At 72.5% G+C, this 10,772-nt stretch carries 11 protein-coding genes; 1 reads left to right on the forward strand and 10 read right to left on the reverse strand.

The features are described from left to right. Positions 1-34: 34 nt before the first annotated feature. The gene (gene pyrR, locus Q0994_RS29980) at positions 35-619 is read right to left on the reverse strand and encodes a bifunctional pyr operon transcriptional regulator/uracil phosphoribosyltransferase PyrR (protein WP_299540939.1); all 585 of its coding nucleotides are present in this window, start codon (positions 617-619) and stop codon (positions 35-37) included. Between the two features lie 220 nt (positions 620-839). Between pyrR and bldD the strand changes: the two genes are divergently transcribed. After that, a complete protein-coding gene (bldD, locus tag Q0994_RS29985; RefSeq protein WP_003970358.1) occupies positions 840-1,340 on the forward strand; it encodes a transcriptional regulator BldD in 501 nt (166 codons plus the stop codon). A gap of 170 nt (positions 1,341-1,510) precedes the next feature. On the opposite strand, the gene nusB is transcribed toward bldD, so the two are convergent. From nusB to mltG, 9 genes are all read right to left on the reverse strand, one after another. Continuing rightward, positions 1,511-1,945, reverse strand: a complete 435-nt coding sequence (gene nusB / locus Q0994_RS29990) for a transcription antitermination factor NusB (RefSeq protein ID WP_299540947.1) — start codon at positions 1,943-1,945, stop codon at positions 1,511-1,513. 2 nt (positions 1,946-1,947) lie between these two features. Then, positions 1,948-2,514 carry an elongation factor P gene (gene efp / locus Q0994_RS29995; protein WP_299540949.1) on the reverse strand — a complete coding sequence of 189 codons (567 nt, stop codon included), beginning with the start codon at positions 2,512-2,514 and terminating at the stop codon, positions 1,948-1,950. 51 nt (positions 2,515-2,565) lie between these two features. After that, positions 2,566-3,672, reverse strand: a complete 1,107-nt coding sequence (locus tag Q0994_RS30000) for a M24 family metallopeptidase (protein ID WP_299540951.1) — start codon at positions 3,670-3,672, stop codon at positions 2,566-2,568. 83 nt (positions 3,673-3,755) lie between these two features. Then, positions 3,756-4,583: a Pro-rich N-terminal domain-containing protein gene (locus Q0994_RS30005; protein WP_299540954.1), complete on the reverse strand. Its 828-nt coding sequence runs from the start codon at positions 4,581-4,583 to the stop codon at positions 3,756-3,758. A gap of 129 nt (positions 4,584-4,712) precedes the next feature. Continuing rightward, positions 4,713-5,153 (reverse strand): type II 3-dehydroquinate dehydratase, encoded by a 441-nt coding sequence (gene aroQ / locus Q0994_RS30010; RefSeq protein ID WP_299540957.1) that lies wholly within the window; start codon positions 5,151-5,153, stop codon positions 4,713-4,715. Further along, positions 5,150-6,808 (reverse strand): 3-dehydroquinate synthase, encoded by a 1,659-nt coding sequence (gene aroB / locus Q0994_RS30015; protein ID WP_299540960.1) that lies wholly within the window; start codon positions 6,806-6,808, stop codon positions 5,150-5,152. Before aroB ends, aroQ begins: the two co-directional genes overlap by 4 nt. After that, entirely contained in the window at positions 6,805-7,989 is a 1,185-nt protein-coding gene (aroC, locus tag Q0994_RS30020) for a chorismate synthase (RefSeq protein WP_299540962.1), read from the reverse strand. Before aroC ends, aroB begins: the two co-directional genes overlap by 4 nt. Positions 7,990-8,146: 157 nt before the next feature. Then, on the reverse strand, positions 8,147-8,977 hold the full coding sequence (locus Q0994_RS30025) for a shikimate dehydrogenase (RefSeq protein WP_299540965.1): 831 nt from the start codon (positions 8,975-8,977) through the stop codon (positions 8,147-8,149). After that, positions 8,974-10,746 (reverse strand): endolytic transglycosylase MltG, encoded by a 1,773-nt coding sequence (mltG, locus tag Q0994_RS30030; protein ID WP_299540968.1) that lies wholly within the window; start codon positions 10,744-10,746, stop codon positions 8,974-8,976. The genes Q0994_RS30025 and mltG overlap by 4 nt, the downstream gene beginning before the upstream one ends. Positions 10,747-10,772 lie beyond the last annotated feature (26 nt).

The following is a 10,772-nucleotide window of genomic DNA, read 5'->3' on the forward strand; positions in this document are numbered from 1 at the left end:
GCCGTACGGCCGGGGCGGGGTCGTACGGGGCCCGCTACTGCCCCTCGGCCGGCGCGGACCGCCGGGTGCCGAGCAGCACGGTGTCGCGGCCGTCCTCCTCGGCGAGCTGGACCTTGACCGTCTCCCGGAGCGAGGTCGGGAGGTTCTTGCCGACGTAGTCGGCGCGGATCGGCAGCTCGCGGTGGCCGCGGTCGACGAGGACGGCGAGCTGGACGGCGCGGGGGCGGCCGATGTCGCCGAGGGCGTCCAGGGCGGCCCTGATGGTGCGCCCGGAGAAGAGCACGTCGTCGACGAGGACGACCAGCCGGCCTTCGACGCCGTCGCCGGGAATGTCGGTGCGGCCGAGGGCGCGCGGGGCGCGCAGCCGCAGGTCGTCGCGGTACATGGTGATGTCGAGCGACCCCACCGGGATCTTCCGGCCGGTGATCTCCTGGAGCTTGTCGGCCAGCCGCCGGGCGAGGTAGACCCCGCGCGTCGGGATGCCGAGCAGCACCACGTCTTCGGCGCCCTTGGCGCGTTCGACGATCTCGTGGGCGATGCGGGTCAGTACACGGGCGACGTCGGCGGCCTCCAGAACGGGCCGAGCCGCATTGCCGGTGTCGTCTTGCTGTGAGTCCATGGGAAAGGACCTCCTTCTCCGCCTCACTGGACGGACGTTAAAGGACGTCTGATGTACGCCGTCCACGTTACCAGGGCCTGAACGGGGCCCTGCGGCCACCCCCGGGAGGAAGTGGTCCGGACCTCTCGGCTTGACGCAGCCAAGTAACGCTGCGTAACCTCACAGTGAGTTACCAGCAACGCGGCCGTGCCGCAGAACGTTCCAGCGTCCGGGGAGCCATATGTCCAGCGAATACGCAAAACAGCTCGGGGCCAAGCTCCGCGCCATCCGCACCCAGCAGGGCCTCTCCCTCCACGGCGTGGAGGAGAAGTCGCAGGGCCGTTGGAAGGCCGTCGTGGTCGGTTCGTACGAGCGCGGCGACCGCGCGGTGACCGTGCAGCGTCTCGCCGAGCTGGCCGACTTCTACGGGGTCCCGGTGCAGGAGCTGCTGCCCGGCACGACGCCCGGAGGAGCCGCCGAGCCGCCGCCGAAGCTCGTGCTGGACCTGGAGCGCCTCGCGCACGTCCCGCCGGAGAAGGCCGGGCCGCTGCAGCGTTACGCCGCCACGATCCAGAGCCAGCGCGGCGACTACAACGGCAAGGTGCTGTCGATCCGCCAGGACGACCTGCGCACGCTGGCCGTGATCTACGACCAGTCGCCGTCCGTGCTGACGGAGCAGCTGATCAGCTGGGGCGTGCTGGACGCGGACGCGCGCCGCGCGGTCTCGCACGACGAGGGCTGAGCCCCCGCAGCAGAAACGTGCCGCCGGGCCGGCGGGGACCCCGAGGGGTCCCCGCCGGCCCGGCGTTCGTGCGTCCGGGGGCGGCTGCGCCCCGAGAGCCCGCCCGCACCGTGACGACGCAGGCCCGCGGTCCCGAGGGACCGCGGGCCTGCGTCGTCACCGCGGAAGGATTACTGCTCCTCCCGGCGGAGCTTCGGCTTGAGGTCCTTGAAACGGGCCAACAGCCCGTTCACGAAGGACGGCGAGTCGTCGGTGGAGAACTCCTTGGCGAGCTGGACGGCCTCGTCGATGACGACGGCGTCCGGGGTCTCGTCCATCCAGATGAGCTCGTAGGCGCCGAGCCGGATGATGTTGCGGTCGACGACCGGCATCCGGTCGATCTCCCAGTCCACGGCGTAGGTCACGATGAGGTCGTCGATCCGGGTCGCGTACTGCGCGTACCCCTCGACCAGTTCCATCGTGAACTCGCCCACCGGGGGCTGACGGTCGTCGGTCCGCGAGTGCCGGACCCAGTCCGCGAGAACCGTCTGCACGGACTCACCGCGCTGGTCGGCCTCGAAGAGGATCTGGAAGGCGCGCTTGCGGGCCTTGTTCCGGGCAGCCACGGTTAGCTGTTCACCCGGCCGAGGTAGTCGCCGGTACGCGTGTCGACCTTGATCTTCTCGCCGGTGGTGATGAAGAGCGGGACGCCGATCTCGTAACCGGTCTCCAGCGTGGCGGGCTTGGTGCCACCGGTGGAGCGGTCGCCCTGCACGCCCGGGTCGGTGTGCTGGATGGTCAGCTCGACGGCGGCCGGCAGCTCGACGTAGAGCACCTCGCCCTCGTGCTGGGCGACGGAGGCGGTGAAGCCCTCGATCAGGAAGTTGGCGGCGTCACCGACCGACTTGCGGTCGACCATCAGCTGGTCGTACGTGTCCATGTCCATGAAGACGAAGTACTCGCCGTCCATGTACGAGAACTGCATGTCACGGCGGTCGATGGTGGCCGTCTCGACCTTCACACCGGCGTTGAACGTCTTGTCGACGACCTTGCCGGAGAGCACGTTCTTGAGCTTGGTGCGCACGAAGGCAGGGCCCTTGCCGGGCTTGACGTGCTGGAACTCGACGACGGACCAGAGCTGGCCTCCGTCGAGCTTGAGCACCAGGCCGTTCTTGAGGTCGTTCGTGGAAGCCACGGTTGCGGAATCTCCTGGACTGAAAGCTGGTGGACAACCAACGAACGCGCGCTAGAGCGCGAGCAGCTCCTTGGTCGTAATGGTGAGTAGCTCGGGTCCGCCGTCCGCCTCGGGGCGCACGACGAGCGTGTCATCGATCCGGACACCGCCCCGGCCCGGGAGGTGGACCCCCGGTCCGACGGTGACCGGCACGCAAGCGTCCAGTTTACCCATGGCTTCCGGTGCCAACTGCGGGTCCTCGTCGATTTCGAGTCCCACCCCGTGCCCGGTCCGTGCCGCGAGCCCCTCACCGTGCCCCGCGGAGACCAGCGGGACGCGGGCCGCGGCGTCCACGTCGCGGCAGGCCGCGCCGGGCAGCAGAGCCTCCCGCGCACCGCGCTGAGCGGCGAAAACGAGGTCGTAGAGCTCGATCTGCCAGGCCGCGGGGGCGGTGCCGATGACGAAGGTGCGGCCGATCTCGCAGCGGTAGCCGCGGTAGTTGGCTCCCAGGGCGACGGAGAGGAAATCGCCCTCCTCCACCCGGCGATCGGTCGGCCGGTGGCGTCCCTGGCCCGCGTGCGGGCCGGCCGCCACGGACGTGGCGAAGGCGGGGCCGTCGGCCCCGTGGTCGACCAGCCGGCGCTCCAGCTCCAGCGCGAGATGGCGTTCGGTGCGGCCCACCAGGATCGATTCGAGGAGTTCACCGAGCGCCTGGTCGGCGATCTCGGCGGCGATCCGCAGGCAGCCGATCTCCTCCTCGTCCTTGACGAGACGGAGCTGTTCGACGGTGGTGCCGAGGTCGTCCAGCCGCAGGGCCGGGGCGGCGGCGCCCATCGCCCGGTGCCGGGCCACCGTCAGGTCGTGCTCCTCGACGGCGAGGCGGTCGGCTCCGGCGGCCGAGGCCAGGGAGGCGGCGGTGACCACCGGGTCCGCGCCGGACGCGGGCAGCGCGGTCACCCGCAGCGACTCGTCCGGCCCCGCGCCGGCGGGCCCCGGCGCGGGCGTGTGCGGACGGAGCAGGACGTCCTCGCGGGGACCGAGCAGCAGCACGGCGCCCGGCGGCGCCCCGCCGGCGAGATAGCGGACATTGGCGGGGCGGGAGACCAGGGCGGCCGCGGAGCCCGCGGCGGCGCACCGGTCACGGAGCAGCCCGCGGCGGACGGCGTACACCTCTGACATGCCCCGAGCGTACGAGCGAATCCGGTGGGCCGCCCGGCCTGCGCACCCGACCGGGGGCCCCGGCGGGCCGGGCGCGGGCCCGGCTACCAGGAAGGCGGGCTGGCCAGGGCGCGGGCGAGCACGTCGTCGAGGACCTGGGCGGTGGTCTCGACGTCGTAGGCGGAATTGTCGATGATCGGCAGCCCGGAGCCGTACCAGCCGGCCATCCGGCCGTGGATGCGGGCCACCTCCTCGTCCGAGAGGCGCCGGTTGCCGGAGCGGGCCGCGTTGCGCTCCAGGACGACCTCCAGGCCGGGCAGCAGGACGACGGGGAGCAGTCCGGGGCCCACATGGCGCTTCCAGCCGCCGAGGCCGACGGCCGGGCGGTCGGGGAAGACGGCGTCGTCGAGGATGCAGGAGATGCCGTTGGCGAGGAAGTTGCGGGCGGCGAAGCCGCAGGTGCGCCGCGCCAGCCGGTACTGCGCCTCGGACTGGTCGTTCCACCCGCTCTGCGGGTCGGCGAAACCGGAGCGGACCCACTCGCGGACGTCGTCGAGCGAGACGTGGGCGGTCGGCACCCGGCGGCGGGCGGCCCAGAGCCGCGCGACGGTGGTCTTGCCGGCGCCGGCCGGGCCGATGAGCAGAACGGCGAGGGTCGCGGCGCCGGTGCCCGAGGCCTGCTGGGCGGGGAGCGGGACGGGCCCGCCCGGGGGCAGCGCGAGGTGCCCGGTGGTGTCGCGCGGGACGGGCGCCGGCGCGTGCTGGGGGGCGGGGCCGCTCCAGCCCTGCGGCACGGGCGCCCCGGGTATCGGGGGCGGCGGCGGTCCGGGCGGGAGAGGGGGGCCGGGGTGCTGGTCGTGGTGCGGCCGGCCGGCGGGCCCGTGTCCGGGGCCGTGGGGCGGCGGCAGCGGGGCCCCCACTGCGTGCTGCATCCGGTGCCACTTTCGTCTCGTGCGTCCGACCGGCTGGTCGGACGGATACCGTACCGCCCCGGTCGCTCACGGTGTGAACGGACCGGGGCGGTGCCGAGTGCCCGGAAGGGGCGCGGGTGCGCGGTTGTGTCAGTCCGTCAGTTCCTCGGCCAGCGCGCGCAGGGCGAGCCGGTAGGAGCCGATGCCGAAGCCGGCCACGGTCCCGGTGGCGACCGGCGCGACCACCGAGGTGTGCCGGAACTCCTCGCGGGCGTACGGGTTGGAGATGTGCACCTCGATCAGCGGGGCGGTGCGCTGGGCGGCCGCGTCGCGCATCCCGTACGAGTAGTGCGTGAACGCGCCGGGGTTGAGGACGACCGGGACCGAGCCGTCCGCCGCCTCGTGGAGCCAGCGGATCAGTTCGCCCTCGTCGTTGGTCTCCCGGACGTCGACGTCGAAGCCGAGCTCGGCGCCCGTCTTCCGGCACGTCTCGACCAGACCGGTGTACGAGGTCGAGCCGTAGACGTCGGGCTCCCGGGAGCCGAGCCGGCCCAGGTTCGGGCCGTTGAGGACGAAGACCCGGCGGCTCACGCGGACACCTCCCCGTAGGCGGCCAGCAGGATCGCCGGGTCGGGGCCCTCCAGCACGGTGGGCTTGCCGAGGCCGTCGAGGACGATGAAGCGCAGCAGGTCGCCGCGGGACTTCTTGTCGACCTTCATGTTCTCCAGCAGCTTGGGCCACTGGTCGCCGCGGTAGGTGAGCGGCAGTCCGACGGACTCCAGGACGGCACGGTGCCGGTCGGCGGTCGCGTCGTCGAGGCGCCCGGCGAGCCGGCCGAGTTCGGCGGCGAAGACCATGCCGACGGAGACCGCGGCGCCGTGGCGCCACTTGTAGCGCTCGTTCTTCTCGATGGCGTGGGCCAGGGTGTGGCCGTAGTTGAGGATCTCCCGGCGCCCGGACTCCTTGAGGTCGCCGGAGACGACCTCGGCCTTCACACGGATGGAGCGCTCGATCAGCTCGGCGGTGTGCGGGCCTGCCGGGGTCCGGGCGGCCTGCGGGTCGGACTCGACCAGGTCGAGGATGACCGGGTCGGCGATGAAGCCGGCCTTGATGATCTCGGCCATGCCGGAGACGTAGTCGTGGACCGGCAGCGAGTCCAGCGCGGCGAGGTCGCACAGGACCCCGGCGGGCGGGTGGAAGGCTCCGACGAGGTTCTTGCCCTCGGCGGTGTTGATGCCGGTCTTCCCGCCGACGGCCGCGTCGACCATGCCGAGCACGGTGGTGGGGACGGCGATCCAGCGCACCCCGCGCAGCCAGCTCGCGGCGACGAAGCCGGCCACGTCCGTGGTCGCCCCGCCGCCGACGCCGACGATGACGTCGGTGCGGGTGAAGCCGGTCTGCCCGAGCGCCTTCCAGCAGTAGGCGGCGACCTCGACGGTCTTGGCCTCCTCGGCGTTGGGGAGCTGGATGGCGATGGCCTCGTACCCCTGGGCGGCGAGGTCCTCGCGGACCGCCTCACCGGTCTCGGCGAGCGCCTCGGGGTGCAGCACGGCGACGCGCTTGGCGCGGTCGCCGATGAGCCGGGGCAGCTCCCCGAGGAGCTGCCGGCCGACGAGCACCTCGTACGGGTCGGTGCCGGCGCTGCCGGCGACCTGGATGCGGGTGGGTCCCTGCTCGGTCATCGGTGTCTTCTCCCGGCCGTGCGGCGCCGGGGCCTCGCCCGGCCGCTCCGGCAGTTCCAGTGCTTCGAGTGCGTCGAGGACCGCGGTGGCGACCTCTTCGGGGGTGCGTCCGTCGGTGGCGACCGACGCGAGCGCCACCTCTTCGTACAGGTGGCGGCGGGCCTCCATCAACTCGCGCCACTGCTTGCGCGGGTTGACGGCGAGCAGCGGGCGGGCGGTGTTCAGGCCGGTGCGGCGGACCGCCTCCTCCACGTCCATGGAGAGGTAGACCACGGTGCGGCCCTTGAGCAGTTCGCGGGTGGCGGGGTCCAGGACGGTGCCGCCGCCGAGCGAGAGGACGCCGGTGTGACCGGCGAGGGCCTCGCGCACGGCCTCGCGCTCCAGTTGGCGGAAGCGCTCCTCGCCCTCGTCGAAGAAGATCTCCGCGATGGACTTGCCCGCGGTGGCGACGACGTCGGCGTCGGTGTCCCGGTAGCCGGTGCCGAGGGACGCGGCGAGCAGTCCACCGACCGTGGACTTGCCGACCCCCATGGGTCCGACGAGGACGATCAGCGGGCCGCTCATCGGATGCGCAGGTGGTCGAGGTAGGACCGCACGTTGCGCGCGGTCTCGCCCACGCTGTCGCCGCCGAACTTCTCGGCGACCGCGTCGGCCAGCACCAGGGCGACCATGGCCTCGGCCACGATGCCCGCGGCCGGCACGGCGCAGACGTCGGAGCGCTGGTGGTGCGCCTTGGCGGCCTCGCCGGTGACGACGTCGACGGTGGCGAGCGCGCGCGGCACGGTCGCGATCGGCTTCATGGCGGCCCGGACGCGCAGCAGCTCGCCGGTGGTGAGGCCGCCCTCGGTGCCGCCGGAGCGGCCGGAGGTCCGCCGGATGCCGTCCTCGGTGGAGACGATCTCGTCGTGCGCCTGCGAGCCGGGCACCCGGGCGAGGTCGAAGCCGTCGCCGACCTCGACGCCCTTGATGGCCTGGATGCCCATGAGGGCGGCGGCGAGCCGCGCGTCCAGCCGGCGGTCCCAGTGCACGTGGGAGCCGAGGCCGACGGGGACTCCGTACGCGAGCACCTCGACGACTCCGCCGAGGGTGTCGCCGTCCTTGTGGGCCTGGTCGATCTCGGCGACCATCGCCTTCGAGGCGTCGGCGTCCAGGCAGCGGACCGGGTCGGCGTCCAGCCTGTCGACGTCGGCCGGGACCGGCAGCACGCCGTACGGGGCCTTGGCCGCGGCGAGCTCGACGACGTGGCTGACGATCTCGATGCCGGCCGTCTCCTTGAGGTAGGAGCGGGCCACGGCGCCCAGGGCGACGCGGGCGGCGGTCTCCCGGGCGCTGGCGCGCTCCAGGACCGGCCGGGCCTCGTCGAAGTCGTACTTCTGCATCCCCGCGAGGTCGGCGTGGCCGGGGCGGGGGCGGGTCAGGGGGGCGTTGCGGGCCAGCGCGGCCAGCTCGTCCGGGTCCACCGGGTCGGCGGACATGACCTGTTCCCACTTCGGCCACTCGGTGTTGCCCACCATGACGGCGACGGGCGATCCCATGGTGAGACCGTGCCGCACTCCGCCGAGGAAGGTGACCTCGTCCTGCTCGAACTTCATCCGGGCACCGCGGCCGTAGCCCAGCCGGCGCCGCGCGAGCGCGTCGGCCACCATCTCCGTGGTGACCGGGACGCCGGCGGGAAGACCCTCCAACGTCGCGACGAGTGCGGGGCCGTGCGACTCCCCCGCGGTCAGCCAGCGCAACCTGCTCAACGGTGCTCCTCATGCTCGCGCGCAAAACTGCAACGGCGCGACCGGGTGCGCGGCCCTGGCCCGCCAACCCCGATCCTCCCACGACCGGGGAGGCCGACCGGCCGTCGGTCCATCAGCCGGGACGGGTCCGCGGGGCGGGCCGGCGGCCTGCGGGGTGTCAGCGTGCTGCGAGCGCGGCCTCACCGGCGTCGCGCATCGCCGCGAGCGGCGCCGGAAAGCGTCCGGTCATCTGTTCCACCTGGAGAACGGCCTGGTGGACGAGGAGGTCGAGACCTCCGACCACGGCCCCGGTCCGGGCGGACCAGGCGGTGGCCAGCGCCGTGGGCCACGGCTCGTACAGCACGTCGAAGAGGGTCCCCGGCGCGATGGGGACGGCGGTGGCCAGGGCGTCGGTGGCACCCGCGGGGGTGGTGGCGATCACCAGCGGGGCGCGCAGCCCCTCCTCGGCACGGGACCAGTCCTCGGTACGGACGTCCGCACCGAGGCGTTCGCCCCAGGAGCGCATCTCGTCGGCCCGCGCGGCGCTGCGGACGTAGGCGGTGACCGGTCCGGTGCAGATCTCGGCGAGCGCGGCGAGCGCGGAGGAGGCGGTGGCGCCCGCGCCGAGGACGGCGGCGGACTCCACCTTCTCGACGCCGCGCTCCCGCAGCGCCGCGACCATGCCGGGGATGTCGGTGTTGTCGCCGACCCGCCGGCCGTCCTCGGTGAGGACGACCGTGTTGACGGCCTCGACCGAGGCCGCGGTGTCGCTGATCCCGTCGAGCAGCGGGATGACCGCCCGCTTGAGCGGCATCGTCAGCGACAGCCCCGCCCACGTCGCGTCCAGGCCCTCGAAAAACGCCGGGAGCCCCGCCTCGTCGACCTCGAACCGGTCGTAGGACCAGTGGGTGAGGCCGAGTTCCGCGTACGCGGCCCGGTGCAGGACCGGGGAGAGCGAGTGGGCGATCGGGGAGCCGAGGACCGCGGCGCGGCGGGGCGGAGGGGTCACTGGCCGTTCTTCCGTTCTTCTTCGTACTCGGCCCTGTTGCGGTTGTGCTCCTCGTTCGTGACCGCGAAGAGCGTCTTGTCCTCGTTGATCGACACGAAGTAGTACCAGGGGCCGGGAGTCGGGTTCATCGCCGAGTGGAGGGCATCGGCGCCCGGGTTGCTGATCGGGCCGAGCGGGAGCCCCTTGATGTTGTACGTGTTGTACGGATCGTCGATCTTCCGAAGATCGTCGACGCCACCGACGTCGAGGGTGCTCTCGCCCTTGATGTAGTTGATGGTGGAGTCGAACTCCAGGCGTCCGACCGTCTCGCTGTTGTCGGGCTCCAGGCGGTTGTAGACGACCCGCGCCACCTTGTCGAAGTCGTGTTTGTACTTGCCCTCGACCTGCACGAGGCTCGCGACCGTGATCAGTTGCATCGGGGAAGAGAGACCGAGCTTCTTGGCCGATGCGGCCAGGCCGAGCTTGCCGTACTCCTCGTCCGCCCGGGCGACCATCCGCTTGAGTGCGGCCTCGGGCTTGGAACCCTTGGCGACCGGATAGGCGGCAGGGTAGAGGAAGCCCTCCAGCGGATCCTTGATGTTCGGGTTGTCGCTCGCCCAGTCCGGAAGCCCCAGACTCTCCGCGTGCGTCTTGGCGACCTGCTTGGTGGTGCCCTCCTTCAGGCCCAGGCGCTGGTCGATCATCTCGTAGACCTTGTTGTTACGGGTCCCCTCCGGGATGACCAGGGCGTTCTGGCTCTTGGGGTCCAGCATCATCTTCACGGCGTTGGCCGCCGACATCTGCTTGTTGAGCAGGTAGACGCCCGCCTGGATCGACTTGCCCCGGGGGTTGGCGTTCTGGGCGGAGACGAAGGCGTCGACGGACTTCACGACGCCCTGCTTCTTCAGCAGGTTGGCGATGTCGTAGCCGAGCGCTCCCTTGGGGACCTCCACCTCGACCTGCGGGCCGGTGCCCATGCCGGTGTAGTCGACCGGCGCGCCGAACTGGTCCTGCCAGAACTGGTAGCCGTAGTATCCGGCGCCGCCCACGCCGCCGACGAGCACCAGGGCGACCACGAGGCAGGCGCAGCCGTTGCGGCTCTTCTTCTTGCCCTTGCCCCGGCGCTCGCCGCCGCGTGTCCCGCGCGGTTCGTCGCCGGGCTCGTCGTCGTCCTCGTCACGGCCGGGCCGCCCGGGGTCGTCGGCGCCGGTGAAGAAGGGGTGGGTCTCCTCGTGCGGGGCGTCCGGGTCCCAGTCCGGCCCGGCCTGCGGCTCGGGCGCGGTACGCCGGCCGGGTGGTTGCGGCGGAGGGTACGCCTCGGGCGTGCCGTACCCGTCCTGCGGTGCCCCGTAGGGCTGCTCGGGCTGGTAGCCGTAGGGCTCGTAGGGCGGGGTGTAGGGCGCGGCCTGCTGCTGGTGGCCGGTGTCCCAGCCCTGGCTGTCGTACTGGGTCTGCTGCTGCGGGTACTGCGTCTGCTGCGGGTACTGCGGCGGCGGGGCCTGGTGCCCGTACGGGTCCTGGGGGGCGGAACCGTACGGGTCCTGGTGGCCGGCGGCGTACTGCTGCGGGTCGTGGCCCTGCTGGTCGTACGGCTGCTGCTGGTACTGCGTCTGGTACTGCTGCTGCGCGTACGGGTCCTGCGCGTACGGGTCCTGGGCGTGCGGGTGCTGCTGGGCTTCGTAGGGGCCCTGGCCGTGAGCGGCCCGGCCGCCGTCCCATTCCTGGTCCCCGTAGAGAGGATCGTCGGGACGCCAAGGTTCGGAGCCGGGGCTCCGGCCGTACTCAGTCATCGATCCCCTTGAGCCGCGAGACGACG

It is taken from the genome of uncultured Streptomyces sp. (assembly GCF_947488945.1).
GTDB lineage: Bacteria > Actinomycetota > Actinomycetes > Streptomycetales > Streptomycetaceae > Streptomyces.

Excerpts from the sequence above, each read along its gene's own strand:
- pyrR (WP_299540939.1), bottom strand. The coding sequence starts at position 619 with ATGGACTCACAGCAAGACGACACCGGCAATGCGGCTCGGCCCGTTCTG.
- bldD (WP_003970358.1), top strand. The coding sequence starts at position 840 with ATGTCCAGCGAATACGCAAAACAGCTCGGGGCCAAGCTCCGCGCCATC.
- aroB (WP_299540960.1), bottom strand. The coding sequence starts at position 6,808 with ATGAGCGGCCCGCTGATCGTCCTCGTCGGACCCATGGGGGTCGGCAAG.
- mltG (WP_299540968.1), bottom strand. The coding sequence starts at position 10,746 with ATGACTGAGTACGGCCGGAGCCCCGGCTCCGAACCTTGGCGTCCCGAC.
- Q0994_RS30000 (WP_299540951.1), bottom strand. The coding sequence starts at position 3,672 with ATGTCAGAGGTGTACGCCGTCCGCCGCGGGCTGCTCCGTGACCGGTGC.
- Q0994_RS30005 (WP_299540954.1), bottom strand. The coding sequence starts at position 4,583 with ATGCAGCACGCAGTGGGGGCCCCGCTGCCGCCGCCCCACGGCCCCGGA.